Origin of the sequence: Microbacterium oleivorans, from assembly GCF_013389665.1 — a bacterium.
GTDB lineage: Bacteria > Actinomycetota > Actinomycetes > Actinomycetales > Microbacteriaceae > Microbacterium > Microbacterium oleivorans_C.
This window is the reverse complement of record NZ_CP058316.1, coordinates 3,022,269-3,048,223: the sequence shown is the minus strand read 5'-3', so window position 1 is coordinate 3,048,223 and position 25,955 is coordinate 3,022,269. Positions and strand designations below refer to the sequence as shown.

The 25,955-nt window shown below is 70.6% G+C and carries 26 protein-coding genes; 5 read left to right on the top strand and 21 right to left on the bottom strand.

Annotated features, from left to right (window positions below):
- Window positions 1-60: 60 nt before the first annotated feature.
- Together HW566_RS14465 and HW566_RS14460 are read left to right on the top strand one after the other, a co-directional pair.
- Window positions 61-534, top strand: coding sequence for an NUDIX hydrolase (locus tag HW566_RS14465; protein WP_178014025.1), 474 nt, complete (start codon window positions 61-63; stop codon window positions 532-534).
- On the top strand, window positions 534-1,133 hold the full coding sequence (locus HW566_RS14460) for a cyclodeaminase/cyclohydrolase family protein (RefSeq protein ID WP_178014023.1): 600 nt from the start codon (window positions 534-536) through the stop codon (window positions 1,131-1,133). The genes HW566_RS14465 and HW566_RS14460 overlap by 1 nt, the downstream gene beginning before the upstream one ends.
- Before the next feature lie 2 nt (window positions 1,134-1,135).
- On the opposite strand, the gene HW566_RS14455 is transcribed toward HW566_RS14460, so the two are convergent.
- From HW566_RS14455 to HW566_RS14365, 19 genes are all read right to left on the bottom strand, one after another.
- Entirely contained in the window at window positions 1,136-2,056 is a 921-nt protein-coding gene (locus tag HW566_RS14455; protein WP_178014021.1) for an RluA family pseudouridine synthase, read from the bottom strand.
- Between the two features lies 1 nt (window position 2,057).
- Entirely contained in the window at window positions 2,058-2,630 is a 573-nt protein-coding gene (gene lspA / locus HW566_RS14450; protein WP_178014019.1) for a signal peptidase II, read from the bottom strand.
- Window positions 2,631-2,633: 3 nt separating this feature from the next.
- Window positions 2,634-3,221: a DivIVA domain-containing protein gene (locus tag HW566_RS14445; RefSeq protein WP_178014017.1), complete on the bottom strand. Its 588-nt coding sequence runs from the start codon at window positions 3,219-3,221 to the stop codon at window positions 2,634-2,636.
- 122 nt (window positions 3,222-3,343) lie between these two features.
- Window positions 3,344-3,646: a YggT family protein gene (locus HW566_RS14440; RefSeq protein WP_178014015.1), complete on the bottom strand. Its 303-nt coding sequence runs from the start codon at window positions 3,644-3,646 to the stop codon at window positions 3,344-3,346.
- 6 nt (window positions 3,647-3,652) lie between these two features.
- Window positions 3,653-4,114: a cell division protein SepF gene (locus HW566_RS14435; RefSeq protein WP_112613960.1), complete on the bottom strand. Its 462-nt coding sequence runs from the start codon at window positions 4,112-4,114 to the stop codon at window positions 3,653-3,655.
- Between the two features lie 31 nt (window positions 4,115-4,145).
- Window positions 4,146-4,832: a YggS family pyridoxal phosphate-dependent enzyme gene (locus tag HW566_RS14430; protein ID WP_178014012.1), complete on the bottom strand. Its 687-nt coding sequence runs from the start codon at window positions 4,830-4,832 to the stop codon at window positions 4,146-4,148.
- 12 nt (window positions 4,833-4,844) lie between these two features.
- On the bottom strand, window positions 4,845-5,999 hold the full coding sequence (gene ftsZ / locus HW566_RS14425) for a cell division protein FtsZ (protein ID WP_178014010.1): 1,155 nt from the start codon (window positions 5,997-5,999) through the stop codon (window positions 4,845-4,847).
- Window positions 6,000-6,207: 208 nt separating this feature from the next.
- The gene (locus HW566_RS14420) at window positions 6,208-7,296 is read right to left on the bottom strand and encodes an FtsQ-type POTRA domain-containing protein (RefSeq protein ID WP_178014008.1); all 1,089 of its coding nucleotides are present in this window, start codon (window positions 7,294-7,296) and stop codon (window positions 6,208-6,210) included.
- 3 nt (window positions 7,297-7,299) lie between these two features.
- Entirely contained in the window at window positions 7,300-8,700 is a 1,401-nt protein-coding gene (gene murC, locus HW566_RS14415; protein ID WP_178014006.1) for a UDP-N-acetylmuramate--L-alanine ligase, read from the bottom strand.
- Window positions 8,701-8,770: 70 nt separating this feature from the next.
- Window positions 8,771-9,844 carry a UDP-N-acetylglucosamine--N-acetylmuramyl-(pentapeptide) pyrophosphoryl-undecaprenol N-acetylglucosamine transferase gene (locus tag HW566_RS14410; RefSeq protein ID WP_178014004.1) on the bottom strand — a complete coding sequence of 358 codons (1,074 nt, stop codon included), beginning with the start codon at window positions 9,842-9,844 and terminating at the stop codon, window positions 8,771-8,773.
- A gap of 9 nt (window positions 9,845-9,853) precedes the next feature.
- The gene (ftsW, locus tag HW566_RS14405; RefSeq protein ID WP_178014002.1) at window positions 9,854-11,146 is read right to left on the bottom strand and encodes a putative lipid II flippase FtsW; all 1,293 of its coding nucleotides are present in this window, start codon (window positions 11,144-11,146) and stop codon (window positions 9,854-9,856) included.
- Window positions 11,097-12,644 carry a UDP-N-acetylmuramoyl-L-alanine--D-glutamate ligase gene (gene murD, locus HW566_RS14400; protein ID WP_178014000.1) on the bottom strand — a complete coding sequence of 516 codons (1,548 nt, stop codon included), beginning with the start codon at window positions 12,642-12,644 and terminating at the stop codon, window positions 11,097-11,099. The genes ftsW and murD overlap by 50 nt, the downstream gene beginning before the upstream one ends.
- Complete coding sequence (mraY, locus tag HW566_RS14395; RefSeq protein WP_178013998.1) at window positions 12,641-13,750, bottom strand: phospho-N-acetylmuramoyl-pentapeptide-transferase; 1,110 nt, start codon at window positions 13,748-13,750, stop codon at window positions 12,641-12,643. The genes murD and mraY overlap by 4 nt, the downstream gene beginning before the upstream one ends.
- On the bottom strand, window positions 13,747-15,159 hold the full coding sequence (locus HW566_RS14390; protein WP_178013996.1) for a UDP-N-acetylmuramoyl-tripeptide--D-alanyl-D-alanine ligase: 1,413 nt from the start codon (window positions 15,157-15,159) through the stop codon (window positions 13,747-13,749). Before HW566_RS14390 ends, mraY begins: the two co-directional genes overlap by 4 nt.
- A gap of 29 nt (window positions 15,160-15,188) precedes the next feature.
- A complete protein-coding gene (locus HW566_RS14385) occupies window positions 15,189-16,982 on the bottom strand; it encodes a peptidoglycan D,D-transpeptidase FtsI family protein (RefSeq protein WP_178013994.1) in 1,794 nt (597 codons plus the stop codon).
- Between the two features lie 5 nt (window positions 16,983-16,987).
- A complete protein-coding gene (locus HW566_RS14380; RefSeq protein WP_178013992.1) occupies window positions 16,988-17,602 on the bottom strand; it encodes a hypothetical protein in 615 nt (204 codons plus the stop codon).
- Window positions 17,599-18,558: a 16S rRNA (cytosine(1402)-N(4))-methyltransferase RsmH gene (gene rsmH / locus HW566_RS14375; protein ID WP_178013990.1), complete on the bottom strand. Its 960-nt coding sequence runs from the start codon at window positions 18,556-18,558 to the stop codon at window positions 17,599-17,601. The genes HW566_RS14380 and rsmH overlap by 4 nt, the downstream gene beginning before the upstream one ends.
- Window positions 18,559-18,658: 100 nt before the next feature.
- Entirely contained in the window at window positions 18,659-19,090 is a 432-nt protein-coding gene (gene mraZ, locus HW566_RS14370; RefSeq protein ID WP_178013988.1) for a division/cell wall cluster transcriptional repressor MraZ, read from the bottom strand.
- 154 nt (window positions 19,091-19,244) lie between these two features.
- Window positions 19,245-19,619: a DUF3040 domain-containing protein gene (locus tag HW566_RS14365; protein ID WP_178013986.1), complete on the bottom strand. Its 375-nt coding sequence runs from the start codon at window positions 19,617-19,619 to the stop codon at window positions 19,245-19,247.
- 67 nt (window positions 19,620-19,686) lie between these two features.
- Here HW566_RS14365 and HW566_RS14360 point away from each other — a divergent pair, with 67 nt between their 5' ends.
- Complete coding sequence (locus tag HW566_RS14360; protein ID WP_178013985.1) at window positions 19,687-20,769, top strand: polyprenyl synthetase family protein; 1,083 nt, start codon at window positions 19,687-19,689, stop codon at window positions 20,767-20,769.
- A 14-nt stretch (window positions 20,770-20,783) separates the two neighbouring features.
- On the opposite strand, the gene HW566_RS14355 is transcribed toward HW566_RS14360, so the two are convergent.
- Entirely contained in the window at window positions 20,784-21,134 is a 351-nt protein-coding gene (locus HW566_RS14355; protein WP_256728747.1) for an Rv2175c family DNA-binding protein, read from the bottom strand.
- Window positions 21,135-21,271: 137 nt separating this feature from the next.
- Here HW566_RS14355 and HW566_RS14350 point away from each other — a divergent pair, with 137 nt between their 5' ends.
- Together HW566_RS14350 and pknB are read left to right on the top strand one after the other, a co-directional pair.
- On the top strand, window positions 21,272-22,480 hold the full coding sequence (locus tag HW566_RS14350; protein WP_256728746.1) for a LysM peptidoglycan-binding domain-containing protein: 1,209 nt from the start codon (window positions 21,272-21,274) through the stop codon (window positions 22,478-22,480).
- Window positions 22,481-22,555: 75 nt separating this feature from the next.
- Window positions 22,556-24,514, top strand: a complete 1,959-nt coding sequence (pknB, locus tag HW566_RS14345) for a Stk1 family PASTA domain-containing Ser/Thr kinase (RefSeq protein WP_178013983.1) — start codon at window positions 22,556-22,558, stop codon at window positions 24,512-24,514.
- 78 nt (window positions 24,515-24,592) lie between these two features.
- On the opposite strand, the gene HW566_RS14340 is transcribed toward pknB, so the two are convergent.
- Entirely contained in the window at window positions 24,593-25,927 is a 1,335-nt protein-coding gene (locus tag HW566_RS14340) for a class II 3-deoxy-7-phosphoheptulonate synthase (protein WP_178013981.1), read from the bottom strand.
- Window positions 25,928-25,955: the final 28 nt, after the last annotated feature.

Here is a 25,955-nt window from a genome sequence, read left to right as displayed (position 1 = left end):
AGTCGGATGCCACGCAACGAGTCTACGTTCGGCCCCGGACACGAGACCTAGGCTGTGCTCATGGCCACTCCCGACTTCGTCCTGGAACTGCGCGAGAAGATCGGCACCGCTCCCCTGCCGCTGGTCGGGGTCACCGCGATCGTCTTCCGCGACGAGAAGGTGCTCCTCGGTCGCCGTGCCGACAACGGCAGCTGGCAGCCGGTTTCGGGCATCGTCGACCCCGGCGAGGAGCCCGCCGACGCCGCGGTCCGGGAATGCCTGGAGGAGGCCGGCATCGTGGTCCGTGCCGAGCGCCTCGCGCTGGTGCACCAGATCCCTCGCATCGTCTACGCCAACGGCGACCAGGTCGACTACCTCGATCTCGTCTTCCGCTGCACCTGGGTCTCGGGCGATCCCCACCCGGCCGACGGGGAGCTGACCGAGGTGGGCTTCTACGACCTGGGGCAGATGACCGAGGTCGCGCCAGAGCACGTGCGCAAGGTCGCCCTCGCGATCGCCGAGGACGACCCGGCCACCTTCCGCGGCGGACGCTGATGGACGGCGCCGCCCTGGACTCCCTGCTCGACGCCCTCGCGCGCGACCAGGGCGATCCCGGAGGGGGCGCGGCGAGCGGCATCATGACGGCGATCTCCGCCGCGCTCGCGCAGATGGTCTGCCGCTACACCCGCGATGCGCCCGAGACCGACGCGATCGATCGACGCCTGGGCGAACTGCGGGAACGCGCCGTCACGGCGGCCGAACGCGACGCGCGCGCCTCCGGCGCACTGGGCGTGGCGCTGCGACCAGCCGGGGCCGAGGGCTCCGACGAACGCTCCGCGCGGATCGTCGCGGCGGGGGCGACAGCGGTCGGGACGTCCGCCCGGCTGGGAGCCGTCTCCCTCGCCGTCTGGCACGAGCTCGAGAGGGTCGCCGCCGTCGGCAACCGCCATCTTCTCGCCGACGTCGCCGTCGCCGCGGATGCCGTCGCTGCCGGGCTCGGCGGCGCGGTGACGAATCTGCGCGGCGGGCTCACCCTGGTGGCGGCCCACGGGGATGCGTCCGCCCTCGACGCGGCGCACGGCGCCATGGTCGACGAGCTGCTCACCGCGCGCAGCGCCGCTCGCGCTCTCGCCGACGGCGCCGGCGAGCCCTGACGTCAGTCCTCCCGCAGCACCGCGAGGGCGTGAGCGAGGTCGGGCGCGTAGGGCGAGGAGAAGGTCGACCACTCGCCCGTCACCGGATGCGCGAACGACAGTTCGCGAGCGTGCAGCCACTGGCGCGACAGGCCGAGGCGCGCCGACATCGTCGGGTCCGCTCCGTACAGCGGGTCGCCGACGCACGGATGGCGGTGCGCGGCCATGTGCACGCGGATCTGGTGGGTGCGTCCGGTCTCGAGGTGGATCTCGAGCAGCGAGGCTCCCGGGAACGCCTCGAGCGTCTCGTAGTGGGTGATCGAGTCCTTGCCTGTCGGCGTGACGGCGAACTTCCAGGAATGCGAGGGATGCCGCCCGATGGGGCCGTCGATCGTGCCGCTGAGAGGGTCGGGATGGCCCTGGACCACGGCGTGGTAGATCTTCTCGACCTCGCGCTCCTTGAAGGCGCGCTTGAGCGCGACGTAGGCGCGCTCGCTCTTGGCCACCGCCATCAGCCCGCTCGTGCCGACATCGAGGCGGTGAACGACCCCCTGGCGCTCCGCCGCGCCCGTGGTGGCGATGCGGTAGCCGGCTGCCGCGAGGGCGCCCAGCACGGTCGGTCCGTCCCAGCCGAGGGAGGGGTGGGCGGCGACGCCCGCGGGTTTGTCGACGACCACGATGTCGTCGTCCTCGTGCACGATCCCGAGGTCGGGGACGGCCACGGGGACGATCAGAGCCTCCGCGCGCTCCTGCCAGAACACGTCGATCCAGCCACCGGCGACCAGCTTGTCGGACTTGCCCAGCACCCGACCGTCGAGCGTGACGCCACCGGCCGCGGCCACCTCGGCCGCGAAGGTGCGGGAGAAGCCCAGGAGCTTCGCGAGAGCGGCATCCACCCGGACGCCGTCCAACCCGTCGGGAACGGGCAACGCACGCTGCGGCATGTCAGAGGTCCGCGTCAGCGGTCTCGACGTGCTCGTCAGCCGGGGCACGACGCTCGCGGGTGCCGTCGAAGCGGACGCCGACGACGACGAGCACGGCGACGGAGATCATCATCGTGACGATGAAGATGTCGGCGATGTTGTAGATCGCCGACGGGAACCAGAGCCACATCCACGGCGTGTGGATGAAATCGATCACGTGTCCGACGAGGAATCCCGGTTCCCGGAGCAGACGATCGGTGAGGTTGCCCAGGACACCGCCCAGCAGCAATCCGAGCACGATGGCCCATGACCGGGTGCGCACCGCGCGAAGCGTCAGGACGACCACCACGACGGCCACCGCCGCGAGAGCGAGGGTGAACACCCACGTGACGCCGGTGCCGAGCGAGAAGGCGGCACCCGGGTTCTTGGTCAGATAGAGCTGGAAGAACTCCCCCAGCACCGGGACCTCACGCTGGTACGGCAGGTGTTCGAGCGCCAGGTACTTCGTGAACTGGTCGGCGGCCAGCACCACGGCCGCGAGAATCGCGACGAGGGCGCCGGCCGCCGGGCCGTTCAGGCGCTTGCGCGGCGCCAAGGATTACGCGCCGGCCGAGACGCCGGTCGTGTCGAGGTCGCGCAGCTTGTTCTCGATGAACCCGCGCAGCTGACCGCGGTAGTCCTTCTCGAACTGCTGGAGGTCGGAGATGCGACCCTCGAGCGAGATGCGCTCCGCCTCGAGACGGGCGACCTCGTCGCGGCCGCGGGCCTCGGCCTCGGAGATGATCGACGCGGCCTGGGCCTCAGCGTCGGAGATGAGCTTGTCGCGCTGTGCCTTGCCCTCGGCGACGTGCTCGTCGTGCAGGCGCTGGGCCAGCTCGATGATGCCGGCGGACGCTGCGGCCGGAGCGGTGTCGACGGCGGGAGCCGGGGCCGGCTCGACCGCGGGAACCGGTGCGGGCACGTCCTCGACGACGGGCTCCTCGGCCGCGGGAGCAGCGGCGGCGGGCGTCTCGCCCGACTCGACCGCGGCGAGCTTCGCCTTGAGCTCTTCGTTCTCGGCGATCGTCTTACGCCACTCCACCACGATCTCGTCGAGGAAGTCGTCGACCTCGTCGGGGTCGAATCCTTCCTTGAATCGCACGTGCTGGAACTGCTTGGTGACGACGTCTTCAGGGGTCAAAGCCATGGTGTTGTCCTCTTTCAGGGCTCACGACGCGGGCCGGTCAGCCGGCACCCGCCGCAGCGGGCCGTACCCACCCAGCATAGTCCGACGCTTTCGCGGTCGCGACGATCCCGCCGTGACCGCGTTCAGGCGAACGCGATCACTCGGGTGATCGACAGCAGGATGAAGCACGCCAGCATGGTGAGCGGGAATGCCAGATCGATTGCGATGACGCCGAGTCGGATCGGAGGGATGACGCGGCGCAGGGTCTTGATCGGCGGGTCGGTCACGGTGTAGACGACCTCGGCGAGCACGAGGGTGGCACCGCGCGGACGCCACTCCCGATTGAACAAAGGGATGTATTCCAGGATCAGTCGGACGAACAGAACCAGGATGTAGATGAGCAGGGCGAAATAGACGATCGCGGCGATCAGCCCGACGACATCCACGTCAGGTCACTGCGCGAACGGCGCCGCCTCAGGCTCAGCCTGAGCCACGGCGCCGTCGCCGGAGACGGCGATGTTCTCGGGCGAGAGCAGGAAGACCTTGCTCGTCACACGCTCGATGCGGCCGTAGAGGCCGAGGGACAGACCGCTCGCGAAGTCGATGAGGCGCCGCGCGTCGGCGTCGCTCATCTGCGACAGGTTGATGATGACCGGCACGCCCTCGCGGAAGTTCTCGGCGATGACCTGGGCATCGCGGTACTGCTTCGGGTGGACGGTCAGGATCTCGCTGACGGTGCCGGTGGTGGGCTGACGCACGACCGCCGGACGGTGCAGCGGAGTCACCGGCGCGGCCGGCTTCTCGACGGGCTTGTCGCGACGGGCCTGCTGCTGCTCGGCCTGCGGTTCTTCGTACATTTCTTCCTCATCTGCGAGGCCCAGGTAAACCATGGTCTTCTTCAGCGGGTTCGACATCGCATCCTCCGTTTGCTCGTCTGTTCCGAGGCTATCCGCGGTCCGGGCGCGGTCCCGTGATTGCCGACCCGATCCGCAGGTGTGTCGCACCGGCGGAGATCGCTTCGACGAAATCGCCGGTCATACCGGCGGAGATCCAGGTCGCCGCGGGCACGACGGCCCGGAGCGCGAGGGATGCCGCAGCAAGGCGTTCGAACGCCGCGGCGGGTTCCTCGTCCAGCGGCGCGACGGCCATGACACCCCGCAGCCGCAACGACGGGCAGCTCTCCGCGATGTGCGCGGCCAGCGTTTCGACCTGATCCGTCGGGGCTCCGCCGCGGCCGGCATCCGAGGTCAGGTTGACCTGCACGAGCACATCGAGCGGCGCCCCCGTCGGGTCGGCGGCGTGCAGCGCATCCGCGATGCGAACGCGGTCGACGGAGTGCACGGCGTCGGCCGACGACCGGACGGCGCGGGCCTTGTTGGTCTGCGCCTGCCCGATGAAGTGCCACCGGAGACCCTCGAGCCCTCCGAGGGCGTCGCGTTTGGCGCTGAGCTCCTGCTGACGGTTCTCGCCCACATCGCGGACGCCGAGCGCGTGGAGCTCAGCGACGAGCTCGGGCGGGTGGAACTTCGTGACGACGATCCGCGTGACCTCGCCGCGCGCGCGACCCGACGCCCGCATCGCGGCTGCGATGCGGGCGTCGACGTCGGCGAGCCGTTCGGCCAGATCCGGCATGGGCGTTGCGGCCTACTTCAGGAAGTCGGGAATGTCGAGGTCGTCGTCGCCGAAGACCGAGTCGTAGGACTCGCTCTTGGCAGCCACCGGCACGGCATCCTTGGCCTCGCGGCGCTCGGCCGGCTCGGCGGTCGCGGCGGCGCTCTCGGCCGGGATCTCCGGGAGCATCGGAGGAGTCGTCGGACGCGCAGCGGCGATGGGCTCGATGCGCGTCGTCGGCTCACCCCCGTCGAAGCCGGCGGCGATGACGGTGACCCGCACCTCGTCGCCCAGGGTGTCGTCGATGACGGTTCCGAAGATGATGTTGGCCTCGGGGTGCGCGGCCTCCTTCACCAGCTGGGCCGCGTCGTTGATCTCGAAGATGCCGAGGTTCGATCCGCCCTGGATCGACAGCAGCACACCGTGCGCACCCTCGATCGAGGCTTCGAGCAGCGGCGACTCGACGGCCAGCTCGGCGGCCTTGATGGCGCGATCGGCGCCGCGAGCGGAACCGATGCCCATGAGCGCGGAGCCCGCACCCTGCATGACCGACTTGACGTCGGCGAAGTCGAGGTTGATCAGGCCCGGAGTCGTGATGAGGTCGGTGATGCCCTGCACACCGGCGAGGAGCACCTGGTCGGCGGTGGCGAAGGCCTCGACCATGGAGATGCCCCGGTCGCTGATCTCCAGCAGACGGTCGTTGGGCACCACGATGAGGGTGTCGACCTCTTCCTTCAGCTTCGAGACGCCGGCCTCGGCCTGGCTCTGCCGACGTCGACCCTCGAACGAGAAGGGCTTCGTGACGACACCGATCGTCAGCGCTCCGATCGACTTGGCGATACGCGCCACGACGGGCGCGCCACCGGTGCCCGTGCCACCGCCCTCACCGGCGGTCACAAAGACCATGTCGGCGCCCGCGAGCGCCTCCTCGATCTCCTCGGCGTGGTCCTCGGCGGCACGGCGGCCGACCTCGGGATCGGCGCCGGCGCCCAGGCCGCGCGTGAGCTCGCGTCCGACGTCGAGCTTGACGTCCGCATCGCTCATCAGCAGCGCCTGCGCGTCGGTGTTCACGGCGATGAACTCGACACCCCGCAGCCCCAGCTCGATCATGCGGTTGACGGCATTGACGCCGCCACCGCCCACACCGACGACCTTGATCACCGCGAGGTAGTTCTGGTTCTGGCTCATGCCGGCCTCCATCTCGTCCCGAACCCGTGCTCTTAAACCTTCAACCTCATGTAGAGGTTTAAAGAATTGCCGGGTATGCAATTCCTGAGTTGAAGTTACGCATTGGAACACGCCGCGCAGGGATGCGGGCGGCGTGTCGCGACATCCCGATCCGAGCGGGTTCGCGCCCCGTCCCGGCCGGATGCGGCCGGGACCGTGCGGCGGGTGATCAGCGCACGACGGCGGCCTCGGGCGACGACACGTCGTACCCGGAGGCATCGGGCCGGACGCCCATCAGCTGCGCGAGGGTCCGCGCCTTCTTGCCCGAGTCGGCGGGACCGCCCCAGACCACCGAACGCCCGTCCCCGAGCGTCAGCGTGACGTCGTTGGGCGTCGTCGCGGAGATCGTCGTCACCTGACCCCGCAGGTCGTCGGGAAGCGCTCGGAAGACCTGACCCGCGGCCGCGAACGTCGGAGAAGAAAGCCCCCCCTCGATCTCGAGGAGCGGCTGTCCCGCGGGGGGCTCGGGCGTCGTCGCGAGGGCGACTCCCGCGGCATCCACCAGCGTGTATCCCGCTGCGCCCTGCACCGCGCCCACCGGGGTGCGCTCGACGATGCGGACGACGAGCTCGTGGGGCGGACGCGCCTCGAGACTGTAGGACTCGACGAGCGGGAACCCGACGAGCGCGGCCTTGACGGCGCTCTCGTCGATGAGAGGCATCGGCGTGCCGAGCTGATCCGCCAGCGCCGCCTGCACGGCGTTCGCGTCGAGTTGCGATGTTCCCACGACACTGACGCGCTCCACCGAGAACAGCGGGCTGTACGCAGCCGCGATCGAGACGAGCACGAGCACGGCGACGATCGAGAGCGACACGATCCAGGCACGCCGCCGGCGGCGCTGCCGCGCCGTGAAGCGGCGCACCTCGCGCCGCAGTGCACGGCGACGTGCGCGGGCAGCGCTCCACACGTCGCGGGCGGTGAGGCGGGCCCGGTCCGACGGGTCGTCGCCGGAGGGTCCGTCGCCATCGCCGGCGGGCGCGACGTCGTCGGCGGGCCGGGCGGCAGGATCGAACGGGATGACCGGAGCGATCCCGTAGTCGCGGCCCCGCTGGTGCCAGAGCTCCTCGACGGGTTGCGTCTGCTCGTCATCCGCGACCGTCCGGGCCGCGTCGTCGCGCGACGCCGATGCATCACGACGCGGCGGGTCGACCCGGCGGGGCGCGAGCGAGTCCCCCGCACCGCGAGGGGCGTCGCTGCGGGCACCGTCACGCCTGCCGGTCGGCCGCGACGGCGGTGGGAGCGGACTCGGCCGACGCATCGGCTAGTCCCCCGTCCGGGCCAGCGCCTGGAGCACCTGCGGGATGATGAGGTTGACGTTGCCGCAACCGAGCGTGACGACGAAGTCCCCGTCGCGCGCGACCTGGGCCGTGTAGTCGGCTGCTGCCTGCCAGTCGGCGACGAAGTGCACGTGCTCCGGCTCGGCGAACGCGCCGCTGACCAGCTCGCCCGTGACGCCGGGAACCGGATCTTCACGCGCCCCGTACACATCGAGGACGATCGTGTGGTCGGCGTGCGATTCGAGCACGTCGGCGAACTCCCGGAACATCTCCTGCGTGCGCGAGTACGTGTGCGGCTGATGCAGCGCGATGACCCTCCCCCCGCCGACGACCGTCCGTGCGGCCGACAGCGCCGCGGCGACCTCGGTGGGGTGATGGGCGTAGTCGTCGTAGACGCTCACGCCCCGGGTCACACCGTGAAGCTCGAAGCGGCGAGCGGTGCCGCCGAATCCCTCCACGGCACGGACCGCCCGCTGCAGGCCGTGTCCGAGCGCGATGAGGACGGCCACGGCGCCCGCGGCGTTGACGGCGTTGTGGGCCCCCGGAACCGCGAGTCGGGCCTCGACGGTCTCACCGCCCGAGGTCAGGGTGAACGACACCGGTCCGTCCGTCCGGACATCCCCGAGACGCACGTTCGCGCCCTCGGCCTCGCCGAAGGTGATCACCCGGCGATGCGAGAGCGATGCCGCGACGCGCATGGCACCGGGGTCGTCCGAGGAGATGACGACAGCCTGGCTCGCGCGGTCGGCGAACGCCGCGAAGCCCGCGTAGAAGGCGTCGCGCGTGCCCCAGTGGTCGAGGTGATCGGGGTCGACGTTGGTGATCAGCGCGACCGCCGTGTCGTAGAGCAGGAATGTGCCGTCGGACTCGTCGGCCTCGATCACGAACAGGTCGTCGTCGCCGGTGCCGCTCGAGACACCCAGATCGGCGATGACACCGCCGTTGACGAATGTCGGTCGTGTGCCGAGCGCGCGGAGCGCCGTGACGATCATGCCCGTCGAGGTCGTCTTGCCGTGGGCGCCGGCCACTGAGACCAGGCGGCGGCCACCGATGAGCCAGTGCAGCGCCTGCGAGCGGTGGATCACGTGCAGCCCCCGCTCCTTGGCGAGGAGGAACTCGGGGTTCTCGGGCCAGATCGCGCCCGTGTGGACGACGGTGTCGACATCGTCCGGCAGGTGAGCGGCGTCATGGCCGACCGAGACGATCGCACCTCGCGCCGCGAGGGCGCGCATCGCCGGGCTGTCGGCGCGGTCGGAGCCCGAGACGCGGATGCCGCGGTCGAGGAACATCCCGGCCAGACCGGACATCCCCGATCCGCCGATGCCGATGAAGTGCGCGGCGGTGATGTCGGCGGGGATGGGAAGGCTCAAATCGGGTCTGATCATGACCCGTCAAGTCTAGGTCGCCGTCGCGCCGGCCCCGCCCGCCACGCCCGCCGCCACACCTCTGGCCCGGTCAGCGGGAGCGCGCGGCGTCGAGCATCGCCACCACGTTCGCCGCGCCCTGCCGCGTCCCCACGCCGTCGGCCGCGCGGCGCATGCGTTCGAGTGCGGCCGCGTCGGCCAGCAGGGGCACGATCTCGGACCGGACCCGGTCGGGGGTGAAATCGGCGTCCGGGATGATGCGGGCCGCTCCCGCCCGGACGGCACCGGCCGCATTGAGCGCCTGCTCGCCGTTGCCGACCGCGTACGGAACGTAGACCGCGGGGATGCCGAGTGCGCTGACCTCGCTGACGGTGGCCGCTCCGGAGCGGGAGACCACCACGTCTGCGAGGGCGAAGGCGAGATCCATCCGGTCGAGGTAGGGCACGACGCGGTAGGCGCCGGTCTCGGGCGGGGCCACGTCGTTGCGCTCCCCCGCCGCGTGGAGCACCTGCCAGCCAGCGCCCACCAGATCCCGCCACGATCCCTCGAGGGCGTCGTTGAGTCGGCGCGCTCCCAACGAGCCGCCGAAGACCAGGACGACGGGCCGCGCCGGGTCGAGCCCGAACGCGGCGGCGGCCTCGGCACGGCGGGCGGAGCGGTCCAGCTCGACGATCTCTCGGCGCAGCGGCATCCCCACCACGCGAGCACCCCGCAGCGGCGTCCCCTCGAACACCGTTCCGGTGGCCGCCGCACCACGGGCACCGAGGACGTTGGCCAACCCGGGACGGGCGTTGGCCTCGTGCACGACGTACGGCACGCGCTCGCGTCGTGCCGCGACGTAGGCCGGTGCCGCCGCATATCCGCCGAATCCCGCGAGGACGTCGACGCCGCGTTCGCGGAGGTGGGTGCGCACCTGCGCGACCGCGCGGAGCCAACGCGCGGGGAATCGGGCGGCGGCGGTGTTCGGGCGACGCGGGAACGGGACCTTGTCGACGAACAGGAGCTCGTACCCGCGCGCGGGCACGAGGCGGGACTCGAGTCCCTCGCGCGTCCCGAGCACCAGGACGGTGTCGGCGGGCTCGCGTTCGCGGAGTTCGTCTGCGACGGCGAGCAGCGGGTTGACGTGTCCAGCGGTGCCGCCGCCGGCGAGGAGGTACGTGGTCACCGATCGAGCCTAGCGGCGCGCGGAACCGGCCTTCGCGGGCTCGCGGCGCGGCGCCGGACGCGACGCGCCGACCGGTGCCGGCGGCGCGGGGACGCGGACGGGCAGCGTCCGCGCGAACGACAGCAGCACACCGCACGCGAGCAGGACCGACATCAGGGACGTCCCACCCTGCGACATGAAGGGCAGCGGGACACCGAGCACCGGGAACACTCGCAGCACGACGCCGATGTTCACCAGCGCCTGACCGACGATCCAGATGGTGATCCCGCCCGAGACGATGCGCACGAACGGATCGTCGGTCTTGCGGATGATGTGGAAGGCTCCCACGGCGAACAGGGCGAACAGGGCCAGGACCACGGCGCAGCCGATGAGGCCCAGCTCCTCGCCCACGATCGCGAAGATGTAGTCGTTCGCCGCGGCCGGGAGCCACTGATACTTCTCGCGCGAGTTGCCCAGTCCGAGGCCGAAGATCCCCCCGCTCGCGAGCGCCCACACGCCGTGCAACGGCTGATAGCACGAGCCTGCGTCGGCGAAGTAGCAGTCCGTGGAGTCGACGTTGAGGAAGCTCATGATGCGCGCCATGCGGTTCGGGCTCGTAACCGCGAAGATCGCCGCCGCGGCCACGACCCCGATGAGCGGCAGCAGGAACAGCCGGAGCTTGACGCCCGAGAAGAACAGACACCCCAGCAGGATGGCCATGAGGATCATGGCGGTGCCGAGGTCGTGCCCGGCCATCACCGTTCCGATGACGAGAGCGCCCACCGGGACCACCGGGATGAAGACGTGCTGCCACTTCGTCAGCAGTGTCTGCTTGCGATACAGCACGAACCCGAGCCAGACGGCGAGGGCGAGCTTGAGGAACTCCGACGGCTGCGCCTGCAGCCCGAAGACGGAGATCCAGTTGGTGTTGCCGTCGTTGCGCACGCCCAGGCCGGGCACGAAGACGAGGAGCTGCAGCAGGACGCCGAGGATCAGCGCGGGCCAGGCGATGCGCTTCCAGAAGCGCAGCGGCATCCGGCTGGCGATGAACATCAGCGGGATGCCGAGCAGCGCGAAGACCGCCTGCTTGAGCACCGTCTCGAACGGGCTCGCATCGGCGGTGGCCATCGTGGCCGAGAGCACCATGACGAGTCCGAACCCGGTCAGGATCAGCGCGGTCGAGGCGAGCAGCAGGAACTCGCTGGGAACGGGGGCGAACACCCGGCCGAGCGAGACACGGGCGGCGAAACCGCCGCGCGAAGCGGCGCCGGTCTCAGCGGCCGTCGTCGCCGGACGCGTCGGGCCCTGCGGTGTCGTGGTCACCGACTCCCCTTCCGATCCGATCACGCACGGCCTCCGCGAAGCGGCGGCCGCGGTCGGCGTAGGAGACGAACTGGTCGAAGGATGCCGCCGCGGGGGCGAGGAGGACGACGTCTCCGCGATCCGCGACTCCGACCGCCAGTTCGACGACCTGAGCCATGACATCCTCAGTCTGAGCGGCATCGACCTCGAACAGCGGAACCGCGGGCGCGTGTCGCGCGAACGCGGCGACGACCGCGGCGCGATCCTCGCCGATCACGATGGCGGCCTTCGTCGCGGCGCCGCGGTCGGCGACGAGACCGGAGATGTCCACGCCTTTGAGCAGCCCTCCCACGACCCACACGGCGCCCGGGAAGGCCGCGAGCGACGAGGAGGCCGCGTGCGGGTTGGTCGCTTTGGAGTCGTCGACCCAGGTGATGCCCGCGGCCTGCGCGACGATCTCGATGCGGTGCGGGTCGAGTCGGAATCCGCGGAGGGCCTCGCGGATGGCGGCCGGTGCGACGTCGAGGGAGCGGGCGATCGCGGAGGCCGCCAGGATGTTCGCCACGATGTGGGGCGCGGCGAGTCCCCGCACGGCGAGCTCATCGAGCGTCGTGAGCTCGAGGGCCGAGGCGCGACGGTCGTCGTGGAACGCCCGGTCGACGAGGATGCCGTCGACGAGGCCCAGGTCGCTCGGGCCCGGTACGCCGAGGTCGAAGCCGATCGCGCGGCATCCCTCGACGACCTCGGCCTCCTCGACCATCTCTCGCGTGGCGATGTCGGACTTGTTGTACACGCACGCGACGCGGGTGTTCCGATACACGACGGCCTTCGCATCGCGGTAGGCGGCGAACGACCCGTGCCACTCCAGGTGGTCGTCCGCCAGGTTCAGACAGACGCTCGCGTGCGGAGAGAGACGATCCGGCCCCTCGGACAGACCGAGGTACCAGAGCTGGTGGCTCGAGAGTTCCACGACGAGCACGTCGAAGCCGGCGGGATCGCGCACGGCGTCGAGGACGGGCACACCGATGTTGCCGCACGGCGCGGCGCGCAGTCCCCCGGCCGCGAGCATCGCGGCGGTCAGCTGCGTCGTGGTGGTCTTGCCGTTCGTGCCGGTGATGAGCGTCCACTCGGCCGGGCTGCCGTCGGGGCGCAGGACCTTGTCGCGCACACGCCAGGCGAGCTCGACGTCTCCCCAGACCGCGATGCCGCTCTCGCACGCCCATCGGATGAGGGGATGATGCGGGGGGAAGCCGGGCGAGGCGATGACGACCTCGGGGGCGTGTGCGGCGACGGGGTCCGGCACGCTCTGCAGGCTGCCGTCGAACAGCGTCGCGCCGATGACCGGCAGCAGCCGGGCGTACTCGGCGTCGGCCCCCTCGGTGGCCACGAGCACGTCGGCGCCGAGCTCGGCGAGGGTGTCGGCGACGGAGAACCCGGTCACCGAGAGCCCCAGCACGACGACGCGCAGTCCCCGCCAGTCGGCGTGCCAGCTGGTGAGGGAGTCGAGGCGCGAGCTCATACCGCCGCCAGCCACGCGACGTAGAAGAGGCCGACGCCGACGACGGCGAGCATGCCGGCGATGATCCACATGCGAACCACGATCGTGACCTCGGGCCAGCCGCGCATCTCGAGGTGATGGTGGAACGGGCTCATCAGGAAGAGTCGTTTGCCGCCGGTGGCCTTGAAGTAGTAGCGCTGGAGGATCACGGACCCCGGAGCGATGATGAAGACGCCCGCGATGATCACCGCGAGCAGCTCGGTGTGCGAGAGCACGGCCATCGCCACGATCACGCCGCCGATCGCCATCGAGCCCACATCGCCCATGAAGATCTTCGCCTTGGGCGCGTTCCACCACAGGAAGCCGACGAGCGCTCCGACGAACGAGGCGGACACGATCGTCAGGTCCATCGGATCGCGCGTGGTGTAGCAGGCCGCCTCGTAGGCTGGCACGAGCGCGCCGCTGGCACATCGCTGCTGGAACTGCCAGAAGGTGACGAGGCTGTAGGCGGAGATGGTGAAGATCCCCGCCCCGGTGGCGAGACCGTCGAGTCCGTCGGTGAGGTTGGTCGCGTTGGACCATGCCACCGCCTGGAACGAGATCCAGGCGAGGTACAGGGCCCATCCGATGATGGCTCCCAGAGCCATGAACGAGAGCCAGTCGATGTCGCGGAAGAGCGAGATGAACGCACCGCCCGGCGTCTCGCCGGTGGCGTTGGGGAACATCAGCGCCGCGACGCCGAAGGGCACGGCGACCAGGATCTGACCGGCCACCTTGCGCCAGCCCGACAGACCGAGGCTCCGCTGCGAGCGCACCTTCATGTAGTCGTCGATGAAACCGACGGCGCCCAGTCCCACCATCATCCAGATCACGAGGAGGCCCGAGATCGTCGGCGGCGCACCGCCCGTGAGCGTGCCGACGAGGTAGCCGACGATCGCCCCCACGATGAAGATGATCCCGCCCATCGTCGGCGTGCCGCGCTTGGCGTGATGGCTGGGGTTGGTCGCGTCGTCGGGGGTGCGGATCACCTGGCCCCAGCCGAGCTTCTCGAAGAGCCGGATGAACAGCGGGGTCAGGAAGAGAGTGAACGCGAGGGAGATCGTCGCGGCCGTCAGCAGGGATCTCACGAGAAGAATTCTCCCAGACGATCACCGAGGTGCCGCAGCCCCGCGGAGTTGGAGGACTTCACGAGGACGCGGTCGCCCTCGCGCAGCTCGCCGACCAGGTAGTCGTAGGCGGCGTCGGCGTCGGCGAAGAACACGGCCTCGCCGTCCCACGAGCCCTCGCCCACTGCCGCCAGGAACAGTCGGCGGGCCTCGACGCCGACGACGACGATGCGTTCGATGCGCAGTCGCACCGCCTGCAGCCCGACCCGGTCGTGCTCCTCGCCGGCGTATTCTCCGAGCTCGCTCATGGCCCCGAGGACGGCGACCTTGCGCTGACCCGGCCCGGTGATCTGCGCGAGCGTACGGAGGGCGGCGGCCATCGAGTCGGGACTGGCGTTGTAGGCGTCGTTGATGATGCGGACGCGGTCGGATCCGAGCGGCTGCATGCGCCAGCGTTCGGCGATCTCGACCGTCTCGAGGCGCGCCACAGCGTCGGTGAGAGCGACGCCCAGCTCGAGCGCGGCGGTGATCGCGGCGAGAGCGTTCATCACGTGGTGCTCGCCGAGCACACGCAGACGCAGCGGCACGCGCTCGTCGCCCGCCACGACGACGCACGATGTCCCGGCGGCGTCGACCTCCACCTCGGCCGCGCGCACCTCGGCGGCGGCACCGCGTCCGAACCACCGGACCCGCACGCCGCGCGCCTCGGCGACCGCGGCCATCGTGGCCACGCGCGCGTCGTCGGCGTTGAGCACGGCCACCCCGCCGGGCTGAACGGCCTCCACGAGTTCCGTCTTGGCTCGCAGCGTCGCCTCGACGCCCCCGAAGCCGCCGGCGTGCGCCATACCCACCATCAGGACGACGCCGACATCGGGGGTGACGAGGCCGGCGAGCCGCGCGATCTGGCCCGAGCCGTCGGCACCGAACTCGCTCACGAGAAAGCGTGTGTCGTCGGCGACGCGGAGCATCGTCAGCGGCGCTCCGACGGCGTTGTTGAACGACGCGCGCGGGGCGACGGTGGCCCCCTCGCCCTCGAGGATGCGGGCGAGCAGGTTCTTGGTCGTGGTCTTGCCGTTGGACCCGGTGATCCCGACGACGCGCAGGTCTCCCCCGCGGCGGACACGGGCCACGACCTCGCGGGCGAGATCCGCCAGAGCCCCAACGGCATCCGCGACCACGATCTGGGTGATCGGCGCGTCCACCGTGTGCTCGACCACGGCCAGTGCGGCGCCCGCGGCGGCGACGTCCCCGACGAAGAGATGCCCGTCGGTGGCCTCGCCCGGCTTGGCGACGAAGACGTCGCCCGGGCCGACGTTGCGCGAGTCGGTGTCGACGGTGCCGTTCACCCGCGTCTCGGGGGTGTCGTCGTTCGCGAGGTGGAGCGTCCCCGAGAGCACGTGGGCCAGGTCGGACAGCGGGAGGGAGATCATGATTCAGTCCTCGGATACGCGGGGGCGCATCACTGGGTAACGGGGAGCAACGGCGTCTGCGAGTCCGAGGGCATGATCCGGTAGTGCTTGAGCACCTGGGTCATCGCCTTCTGGAAGGCGGGACGGTTGGCCGCGGACAGTCGCAGCGTCTTGGGCTCATCGAATGCGGTCAGGACAACATACTTCGGATCGTCGGCCGGCGCGTACCCGACCAGGGACGTGTAATAGAGATTGTCCTTGTAGGCGCCGGTCGCCGGGTCGACCTTCTGGGCGGTGCCGGTCTTACCTGCCATGCGGTAGCCCGGAATGGCGATGTCCTCGGCGAGGGTTCCCTGGGCGAAGACGTTCTCGAGCATGAGGCCGACCTGATCGGCCGTGGTCTCCTTGATGACCCGCTCGGGCTCGGGGAGCTCGGGCTCGGTGACCGTGCCGTCAGCGGCGGTGCAGGACTCGACGAGGCTGAGCGGCTCGCGCACGCCGCCGTTCGCGATGGTCTGGTAGACGCTGGCGACCTGTGGCGCCGTCACCGTGAACGCCTGGCCGAACGTCGTCGTGTAGTAGGTCTGGCTGTCCCACTGGTCGGTCGGGATGTAGGTGCCCTTGGGCTCCCCCGACCAGTTCAGGGCCGTGCCCTCGCCGACGCCGAACTTCTTCAGGTACTCCAGTCGCGTCGCCGGGTCGACCTGCGAGCCGAACTGCGACAGCGCGACGTTCGAGGACGTCACGAGTCCCCCGGTGAGGGTGAGGTTCTGCGCCTCGTGGTGCTCGGAGTCGTTCACCACGGCGCCGTTGGGGAACTCCATGCGGTCGGGGCTCCATGCCGTCGAGAGCGGCGTCAGGCCGCCCGCCTCGATGGCGGTCGCGGCCGTGACCGGCTTGAACGTCGATCCCGGCTCGTAGGAGTCGCGGAAGAGCCGACTGCCGCGGTCGGCGGGGTCGGAGCTGGCGATGTCGTTCAGGTCGACGCTCGGGTACTCCGCGGCCGCACGGATCTTGCCCGTGGCGACCTCGACGACGAGGATCGACCCGCTCTCGGCCCCGAGGTTCTGAGTCTGCTCGGCGATCAGCTGCTGCATGTACCACTGCAGATCGCGGTCGATGGTGAGCTGCAGAGTGCCGCCGTCGACAGGGGCGGGATCCTGCACCTCCGTGCCGGGGATGACGACGCCGTCGAGCCCGCGCATGTAGCGGATCTCTCCGTCGCTGCTCTGCAGGCACGAGTCCTGCAGCGCCTCCATGCCCTCGAGCGGAGCCTCGTCCGATCCGACGAAGCCGATCACGTTGCCCGCCACGGCGCCGTCGGGGTAGGTCCGGTGCGGGTGCGCGTCGAATCCGACGAACGGAAGGTGCAGGTCGGCGAGGGCGCGATACTGCTCGGTCGAGAGGCCTCGTTCGAGGTAGGCGAACCGCGACTCGGGGTCGGCGGCCACCGCCGTCGTGACGATCCCCTCGACCTCGGCCGCATCCTGTCCGGTGACCGCGGCGATCTCCGCCGCGAGCTCGGGCCAGCCGACGCTGACCGTCCCCCCCGCGTCGTCCTTGCGCTTGATGCCCTGGACGGCGAGCTTCGGGTCGATTTTGGCGTCGTACACCGAGGTGGTCGTGGCCAGGGTGGCGCCGTTCACGTCGGTGATGTCACCCCGCGTGCCGTAAAGCGGGCTGCCGACCTCCATGGCCAGGCTGCGCGCGTCGCTCTCGTGCTCCTCGGCGTTGACGACCTGGATGTCGACCAGGCGCACGATGAACGCGACCAGGACGATGAGGACGACCAGGAGGGCGACCACCGTGCGGCGGCGCGGACTGCGGGTGGCTCGTGTCGTCATGTGTCTCAGTGTGTTGTCGGGGCGGGAAGACCGTCGGCGATGGGTGGGGGTGTCGCGCGATCCGCGCCCACCAGCTCGTCCACGCTGACTCCGGTCTCGAGGCTGGCGGCGGGATCGGTCACGAGCGGCACACCCGCGACGAGGGCGTTGCCCACGGCTGCGCGTCCCAGCGCGTCGACGTTCGAAGCCCCGCCTGCCGCGGTGGACGATCCGAGGACGGCACCGTCGCTCAACCGCAGATAGTTCGGCGACTCGGCGATCACCATCCCCAGCGCTGCGGCATTGGCCGCCAGGTACTGCGGCGAGCCGAGACCGGCGATGTCGTCCTGGAGGATCTGCTTCTGCCACGTCAGCTGCTTCTCCTGCTGCGTGAGAGCGGAGATCTCGTACGAGGTCTGGGTGGTCAGGATCGACAGGCCCATCTGCACGGCACCGATGAGCACGGCGCCGGCGACGGCGACGACGCCGTAGAGCATCCGTGGCCGGCGTCGCGCGGCGGGGCCGGAGAGCAGGCGGAGGTCGCGGCCGCGCTCGCCGTCGTGCGCGAGACGTCCGGGGACGCTCGAGAAGAAGTCGTCACCGAGCTGCGACTCGATGCGGGCGGTGCTGTCCGCGCTCACGATGCCTCCCTCACCCGTTCGGCCGCGCGCAGCCGCACGGGCTTGGCTCGCGGGTTGCGTTCACGTTCGTCGTCCGGGGCCATCTCGGCACCGCGCACCAGTAGCCGGAACCGCGGGGCGTGCTCGGGGAGCTCCACCGGGAGCCCGCTGGGTGCCGTCGACGCGGACGCCTCGGCGAACACGCGCTTGACCTGCCGGTCTTCGAGCGACTGGTACGACATCACGACGATGCGCCCACCGACGCGCAACGCGTCCAGAGCAGCCGGAAGAGCGCGCTCGAGGACGGCCAGCTCGGCGTTGACCTCGATCCGCAGCGCCTGGAACACCCGCTTCGCGGGATGACCGGAGCGTTCCCGCTGCACGGCGGCCGGCGTGGCGGCGATGAGGACCTCGACGAGCTCGCCCGACCGGGTCAGCGGAGCGCGCCCGCGCGCTTCGATGATGGCCCGCGCGTAGCGGCCGGCCAGCTTCTCCTCGCCGTACCGCTCGAAGATCCGCCGAAGGTTGCCCTCGGTGTACGTCGCGACGATGTCGGCGGCCGTGGTGCCGGCCGTCTGGTCCATCCGCATGTCCAGCGGGGCGTCCTGCGAGTAGGCGAACCCCCGGTCGGCCTCGTCGAGCTGCAGGGAGGAGACCCCCAGGTCGAAGAGGATGCCGTCGACCCGGTCCACCCCGGCCGAGGCGAGCGCGGCGTCGATCCCGTCGTACACGGTGTGGACGAGGTGCACGCGCTCGCCGAAGCGCGCCAGGCGTTCGCCGGCGATGCGCAGGGCATCTGTGTCGCGGTCGAGGCCGATCAGTCGCGCGCCGGGGAAACGTTCGAGCAGCGCCTCGGAGTGACCGCCCATCCCCTCGGTGGCGTCGACGAACACGGCCCCCTCGCGCTGGAGAGCGGGGGCGAGGAGCTCGACGCAGCGGTCGAGCAGGACGGGGGTGTGGATCTCGTGGTTCGTCATGATGTCAGCCGGTTCCGTTCCGGAGCCCTGATCCCCCTCCGTCGCGACCTGACACCGGGGAAGTGCGTCAGGGCCGACGGCTGAGGATCACGGCCACGGCTCAGAAGAGTCCGGGGATCACCTCCTGCTCCATGTCGGAGTAGGCGTCCTCATTGCTCGCCGCGTAGGTGTTCCACGCGTCGGCGTCCCAGATCTCGGCGTGCGCGCCGACGCCGGTCATCACGAGCTCGCGCCCGAGGCCGGCATACGTCCGCAGGTGCGGGGGCACCGTGATGCGGTTCTGCCCGTCCGGCTTCTCGGCGCTGGCCCCGGCGAGGAACATGCGCTGGAAGTCGCGCGCCTGCTTGTTCGTCAGCGGCGCTTCGCGGATCCGCTCGTAGACCCGCTCGAACTCCACAGTGCTGAAGACGTAGAGGCACCGCTCCTGCCCGCGGGTCACGACGACACCGGGACCGAGGTCGTCGCGGAACTTGGCGGGGAGGATGACGCGGCCCTTCTCGTCGAGCTTGGGGGTGTGCGTGCCGAGAAGCATGGTGCTCCACCACCCCCTCCTGGCCCGCCGATGGGCCCCACTTTACTCCACTTTCCTCCACTTCACTATGGCCACGACCCTCTGTCTCGCCCTCGGGCACAAAAAAGAGCACCGACCCGAAGGTCGGTGCTCTGAAGTGAAGGGAGAGTCGGCGTCAGCGTTCGCCGTTGCGTCGGTCCCAGCGCTCGTTCATGCGGTCCATGAAGGTGGACGTATTGGCCGGCGCGGGCTTGCGCGTACCGGCGGTGCCCGCCGACCGTCCGATCGTGCCGTTGCGGGCGGGGGTGAGGGCCAGGACGACTCCTCCGACCATGACCACGAACGACACGACGCCGATCGCGATGATGCCGCTCGAGACGCCGGCTATGAGACCGCCGAGGCTGAGCAGCACGAGTACCGCGCCGTAGACGATGTTGCGGTAGCTGAGGGACTGGCCTTCGCGCGGCGCACTGACGACATCTGCTTCGTTGCGCATGAGATGGCGTTCCATCTCATCGAGCAGCCGCTGCTCCTGTTCTGACAGTGGCATGCATCCCCCTCTGTTCGGGTATTCGTACGCCGATTCTACGCGTGCGGTCGAGAACTAGGCTAGGCCTGTGACGAGCTCCTCCGACCCGATTTCCACCGTTTCCCAGCGACTGGAAAGATTCGCGGCCGATCGTCATGCGGAGGTCGCCGGTCTGGGCGATGAGGCCGTCGGTTTCGTCGCGTCCGCCCTCGCCGCCATCCACGGCGGCAAGAGGCTGCGTGCGCGTTTCCTCGATGCGGGGTACCGCGCCGTCGGCGGGAGCGTCGACGGCGCGGATGCGGCCGACGTCGCCGGAGTCGCCGGAGCGCTCGAGATCTTCCAGGCGGCGGCGCTCGTGCACGACGACCTCGTCGACAACTCCGATACCCGACGCGGTCGGCCCGCCGCCCACCGCGCCCTCGAGAACCAGCATCGAGGGGCGTCCTGGCTGGGCGATGCCGAGTTGTTCGGCCGGGCCGCGGCCGTGCTGCTCGGCGACCTGCTGGTCGCGTGGAGCGACGACCTTCTCGAGGAGTCGATCGCCGACCACCCGCGCGCGGCGGATGTCCGTCGTCAGTACGCGATGATGCGCCGCGACGTGACGATCGGGCAGTACCTCGACGTCGCCGAGGAGGCCGCCTACGCGTCGGCACCCGAGAACGCCCACGCCGGTCGGGCGCTGCGGATCGCGTCGTACAAGTCCGCTCGCTACAGCGTGCAGCAGCCGCTGCTGATCGGTGCCGCGCTCGGGGGCGGCAGTGCGGCGCAGCGCGACGCGCTCGGTCGGTTCGGCCACACGGTCGGACTCGCGTTCCAGCTACGCGACGACGTGCTGGGTGTCTTCGGGGATGCTGCCGTCACCGGCAAGCCCTCGGGCGACGACCTCCGCGAAGGCAAGCGCACCGTGCTCGTCGCCTACGCCCGCGAGACTCTCGACGAGTCCGACCGCGCGGAACTCGACGCAGGCCTGGGCGACCGGGGCCTGACGGACGAGCAGATCTCACGCCTGCAGCACCTCGTCGCTTCCAGCGGGGCGGTCGACCGCATAGAGGACGACATCACGCGCCTCACCGCCGAGGCGCACGCGGCGCTGACCGGCGCGCCCATCTCCGCCGGCGCCGTGACCACGCTGATGACGCTGGGTGAGGCGGCGATGCAGCGGTCGGCCTGACCCGCGCCCGAGGCTCAGGCCAGCGCCTGGGCGACCCGCCGCACCTCGGTCTTGCGTCCCGCGCGCAACGCCTCGATCGGCGCGACCCCGATCGACTCCTCGACCGCGAGCATCCAGTCGATCGCCTCGTCGTCGGAGAAACCGGCATCGCGCAGCACCATGATGGTGCCTCGCAGCGATGACAGCGGCGCACCGTCGACGAAGAAGAGGCCGGGGATGAGCAGCTTTCCCTCTCGGCGACTGCCGATGAGGTGATTCTCATCGAGCAATCGGCGCACCCGACCGAGGGACTCCCCGGTGAGCTCCACCACGTCGGGCAGGGTCAGCCAGGAGGCGGGATTCACGGGGTTTTCGGCGTCACTCACCCTCTCACTATCCCACCTTCGCGAGCGCGCAGCGGCGGCCGAGGGCGCGTTGGTCACACCAGTAACACCCGTCACAGCGGTTGACACCCATCACAACGGCGTGTCAGCGTTTCGAGGACTTCGAGAGAGGACCCCCTGTGCGTCGCGAGCCGACCCTCCCCCAGCAGCGTGCCCGCCGACGGGCGACGGGCGTCCTCGCGCCCGCCGTCGTCGGATCCATCGCGCTCAGCCTCGGCGCACAACCCGCCGTCGCCGCCGAACCCGCGACGCGCGAGAACCCGCCGCACGACGCCGCGCGGTCGATCGGCCGGGGCGGCGTCTCCCCCGTCACCGCGGCGCCCCGGCCGGCCGAGCACGTCGTCGCGCCCGGCGACACGATCAGCCGCATCGCCGCTCGTCACGGACTGCGAACCGTCGACGTCCTCGCCTGGAACGGTCTGGACTGGTCATCCGTCATACGTCCCGGCGATGTCGTCCGCCTGAACGCCACGGTGGCCGCCGCCCCGACGGCCGCGCCTGCCGTGTCGCAGCCCGCCACCCCCGCGGCCCCGCACACGGTGGCGGCCGGCGACACGCCCTGGTCGATCGCCGCCGCAGCCGGAACGAGCGTCGATGCGCTGCTCGCGGCCAACGGCCTGCAGCGCGACGCCGTCATCTTCCCCGGTCAGGTCCTCGCCCTCCCCGGCTCCGCCCCGGCTGCGGCACCCGGCGCGGTGGAGCTCGCTGCGCCGGTCGACCTCCCCGCGGCCGCGGAGGGACACACCGTGGTGACCGGCGACACCCTCTCGGGCATCGCCGCTGCACACGGACTCGGGCTCGACGCCCTCCTGTCGGCGAACGGACTCGATCGCGCCTCGATCATCTACCCCGGCCAGACCCTCGTCGTCCCCGGAGCGGCCGCAGCCCCCGCCGTGGCGACGGCGAGCTCGCCCGACCTCGGGCTCGATGCGGAGCAGATCGCGAACGCGCGACTCATCATCCAGGTCGGGCGCGACCGCGGGGTACCCGATCGCGGCATCGCCATCGCACTGGCCACCGCCATGGTCGAGTCGTGGATCCGGAATCTCGACTGGGGGGACCGCGATTCACTCGGCCTGTTCCAGCAGCGCCCGAGCACGGGCTGGGGAACGCCCGATCAGGTCCGCGATCCAGCGCGGTCGATCGCGACGTTCTACGGCGGCCCCGCCGACCCCAACGGCATCGGAACGCGGGGGCTGCTCGACGTGGCCGGGTGGGAGTCGCTCGCCTTCACCGACGCGGCGCAGGCCGTGCAGGTCTCGGCCTATCCCGATCGGTACGGGGAGTGGGAGCAGCAGGCGTACCTCTGGCTGGACGCTCTGGGGTGACGTCGCGGTGATCCGCGGCGTCCGGGGGGTGAGGCGTTGCCCGGGCTCGCAGCATCCGCTCCGTAGAATCGCCTCGTGAGCATGAGCCAGCAGACCGACCCGCTGATCGGCCGTCTGGTCGACCAGCGGTACCGCGTCCGTGCTCGCATCGCCCGCGGCGGCATGGCGACGGTGTACGTCGCGACCGACCTGCGCCTCGAACGGCGCGTCGCCCTGAAGGTCATGCACGGGCATCTGTCGGATGACTCCGTCTTCCAGAGCCGCTTCATCCAGGAGGCCCGCTCGGCGGCCCGTCTCGCCGACCCGCACGTCGTGAACGTGTTCGACCAGGGCCAGGACGGCGAGATGGCCTACCTCGTGATGGAGTACCTGCCGGGCATCACCCTGCGCGATCTGCTTCGCGAGCAGAAGCGCCTGACCATCCCGCAGACCATCACCATCATGGATGCGATCCTGTCGGGCCTCGCCGCGGCGCACCGCGCCGGCATCGTCCATCGGGACGTCAAGCCGGAGAACGTGCTGCTGGCCGAGGACGGCCGGATCAAGATCGGCGACTTCGGCCTCGCGCGCGCGACGACCGCGAACACCGCGACCGGTCAGATGCTGCTCGGCACCATCGCGTACCTCGCCCCCGAGCTCGTCACGCGCGGGACCGCCGATGCCCGCAGCGACATCTACGCGCTCGGCATCATGCTCTATGAGATGCTCGCGGGCGAGCAGCCGTACAAAGGCGAGCAGCCGATGCAGATCGCCTACCAGCACGCGACCGACTCGGTGCCCCGTCCCAGTGCGAAGAACCCGGGTGTTCCCGAGCCGCTCGACGAGCTCGTGCTGTGGGCCACCGAGCGCGAACCCGACGAGCGTCCTCTCGATGCGCGCACCATGCTCGACCGGCTCCGAGAGATCGAACGCGAGCTCGGCGTGTTCCCGCAGGTGGTGCGCAGCGCCCCGACGGGCTCGCACGAGATCGTCGCCGAGGACGACGGATCGGGCTTCGGCTCCGGTGAGCTCACGAAGGTCATGCCCGGAACGTTCACCGCGCCTCCCGTCACCACCGACGTCGACAACGCGACGCGGCTGCGACGCCAGACGCAGCGGAACCGGTCGAAGGGCGCATGGCTGGTCGCCCTCGTGCTGTTGCTGGCGGGCCTCGCCGGGGGCGCAGGTTGGTGGTTCGGGTCGGGACCGGGGTCGCTGGTGTCGGTGCCCGACGTCCGCGGTGTGGGGTTCGCCGACGCCGAGCTGGCGATCGTCGCCCAGGGCCTACGCGCCGAGGAGGCGGGCGAGAACAGTCTCGACGTGCAGGAGGGGCTGGTCATCCGAACCGACCCCGACCCGGGCGCACGGCTGGACCGCGAGGCACTGGTCACCGTCTACGTCTCGCGTGGGCCCGCCGAGGTCTCGCTGCCCCCGCTCGCGGGACAGACCGAGGACGCCGCGCGCGAGTTGCTTCGACAGAGCATCGTCGCGGTGGCCGACGAATCCGACGGGGAGTTCGATCCGGATGTCGCGGACGGCACGGTGATCAGCGCGACCGTCACGCCTGCCGCGGGTGGCGATCCGGTCGCCTGTTCCGACGGCTGCCTCGTGCGCCAGGGCGACGCCGCCGCACTGCTCGTCTCGCGCGGCGCGGTGCCCGACGTCACCGGGTTGAGCGTCGATCGCGCGACCGAGACCCTGACCGATGTCGACCTCCAGGTCTCGGGCGAGACACGCACCGACTCGAGCAACAGCATCGCCGAGGGCGACGTCATCGGCATCGTCGGGCGAGACGAGGGCAACTGGCGACCCGGCGACGTCGTGACGCTGATCGTCTCGACCGGCCCTCCGCTGTTCGAGGTACCCGACGTGGTCGGCCAGACACGTGACGCCGCGGCGGAGACGCTGCGGGACGCGGGCTTCGAGGTGAGCTACTCGGCACTGTGGAACATCTGGCCCGACGGTCTCACCGCCGTCACCGCCCAAGATCCCCGCGGCGGCAGCATGCAGGTGAGCGGGACGACGATCACCCTGCAGATCACCGCCACCGGCTGATCCGGCCCGCACACGACGCTGCCCTGCCCCGCGTCGATCCGCGGGGCAGGGCAGTCGTATGCGGACTGTCGCCCGGTGCTAGCGCTTCTCGAGCTCCTCGGCGACGAGGAAGGCGAGCTCCAGGCTCTGCATGTGATTGAGTCGGGGGTCGCACAGGCTCTCGTACCGCGTCGCCAGCGTCGCCTCGTCGATCATCTCGGAGCCGCCGAGGCACTCGGTGACGTCGTCTCCGGTGAGCTCGACGTGGATGCCGCCGGGGAAGGTCCCGACCGCGCGGTGAGCTTCGAAGAACCCGCGCACCTCGTCCACGACGTCGTCGAACCGCCGGGTCTTGTACCCGGTCGGCGTCGTGATGCCGTTGCCGTGCATCGGATCGGTGACCCACAGCGGCGTCGCACCGGAGTTCTTGACCGCCTCGAGCAGCGGCGGCAACGCGTCGCGGATCTTGCCCGCGCCCATCCGGGTGATGAAGGTGAGCCGGCCGGGCTCCCGCTCGGGGTCGAGCTTGTCGATGAGCGCGAGCGCGGTCTCCGGGGTCGTGGTGGGGCCCAGCTTCACGCCGATCGGGTTGCGGATCTTCGAGAAGTAGTCGACGTGCGCACCGTCGAGGTCCCGCGTGCGCTCCCCGATCCACAGGAAGTGGGACGAGGTGTTGTACGGGGTGTTGGTGCGCGAGTCGATGCGCGTCATCGGGCGCTCGTAGTCCATGAGCAGGCCCTCGTGGCCGGTGTAGAACTCCACCCCGCGAAGCTCGTCGAAGTTGGCTCCCGCCGCCTCCATGAACTTGATCGCGCGGTCGATCTCGGCCGCCAGCCCCTCGTAGCGGGCGTTGGCCGGGTTCGAGGCGAAGCCGCGGTTCCAGGAGTGCACCTCGCGGAGGTCGGCGAAACCGCCCTGGGTGAAGGCCCGGACCAGATTGAGCGTCGAGGCGGCCGTGTGGTAGCCCTTGAGCAGACGCGCGGGGTCGGGCTGCCGCGAGGCGGCGGTGAAGTCGTAGCCGTTGACGATGTCGCCGCGGTAGGCCGGCAGCGTGACGTCGCCGCGCGTCTCGGTGTCGCTCGAGCGGGGCTTGGCGAACTGCCCAGCCATCCGGCCCATCTTCACCACGGGCATCGACGCGCCGTAGGTGAGCACGACGGCCATCTGCAGCACGGTCTTGACACGGTTGCGGATCTTCTCGGCCGTCGCACCCGCGAAGGTCTCGGCGCAGTCGCCGCCCTGCAGGAGGAAGGCCTCCCCCGATGCTGCGCGAGCGAGACGTTCGCGGAGGATGTCGACCTCTCCGGCGAAGACGAGGGGCGGGAGCGTCGCGATCTCAGCGGAAACGGCGGCCACGGCGTCGGGTGCGTTCCACGCCGGCTGCTGCTTGATGGGAAGATCGCGCCACGAGTCGAGAGAATCCAGCGTAGGCACGCGCCAAGTCTAGTCGGCGCGGACGAAG

Excerpts from the sequence above, each read along its gene's own strand:
- HW566_RS14455 (WP_178014021.1), bottom strand. The coding sequence starts at position 2,056 with ATGCCGCAGCGTGCGTTGCCCGTTCCCGACGGGTTGGACGGCGTCCGG.
- HW566_RS14435 (WP_112613960.1), bottom strand. The coding sequence starts at position 4,114 with ATGTCGAACCCGCTGAAGAAGACCATGGTTTACCTGGGCCTCGCAGAT.
- HW566_RS14465 (WP_178014025.1), top strand. The coding sequence starts at position 61 with ATGGCCACTCCCGACTTCGTCCTGGAACTGCGCGAGAAGATCGGCACC.
- HW566_RS14390 (WP_178013996.1), bottom strand. The coding sequence starts at position 15,159 with ATGATCTCCCTCCCGCTGTCCGACCTGGCCCACGTGCTCTCGGGGACG.
- murD (WP_178014000.1), bottom strand. The coding sequence starts at position 12,644 with ATGAGCTCGCGCCTCGACTCCCTCACCAGCTGGCACGCCGACTGGCGG.
- HW566_RS14420 (WP_178014008.1), bottom strand. The coding sequence starts at position 7,296 with ATGCGTCGGCCGAGTCCGCTCCCACCGCCGTCGCGGCCGACCGGCAGG.
- HW566_RS14445 (WP_178014017.1), bottom strand. The coding sequence starts at position 3,221 with ATGGCTTTGACCCCTGAAGACGTCGTCACCAAGCAGTTCCAGCACGTG.
- rsmH (WP_178013990.1), bottom strand. The coding sequence starts at position 18,558 with ATGACGAACCACGAGATCCACACCCCCGTCCTGCTCGACCGCTGCGTC.
- HW566_RS14460 (WP_178014023.1), top strand. The coding sequence starts at position 534 with ATGGACGGCGCCGCCCTGGACTCCCTGCTCGACGCCCTCGCGCGCGAC.
- HW566_RS14430 (WP_178014012.1), bottom strand. The coding sequence starts at position 4,832 with ATGCCGGATCTGGCCGAACGGCTCGCCGACGTCGACGCCCGCATCGCA.
- mraZ (WP_178013988.1), bottom strand. The coding sequence starts at position 19,090 with ATGCTTCTCGGCACGCACACCCCCAAGCTCGACGAGAAGGGCCGCGTC.
- murC (WP_178014006.1), bottom strand. The coding sequence starts at position 8,700 with ATGATCAGACCCGATTTGAGCCTTCCCATCCCCGCCGACATCACCGCC.
- HW566_RS14365 (WP_178013986.1), bottom strand. The coding sequence starts at position 19,619 with ATGCCACTGTCAGAACAGGAGCAGCGGCTGCTCGATGAGATGGAACGC.
- HW566_RS14385 (WP_178013994.1), bottom strand. The coding sequence starts at position 16,982 with ATGACGACACGAGCCACCCGCAGTCCGCGCCGCCGCACGGTGGTCGCC.
- ftsZ (WP_178014010.1), bottom strand. The coding sequence starts at position 5,999 with ATGAGCCAGAACCAGAACTACCTCGCGGTGATCAAGGTCGTCGGTGTG.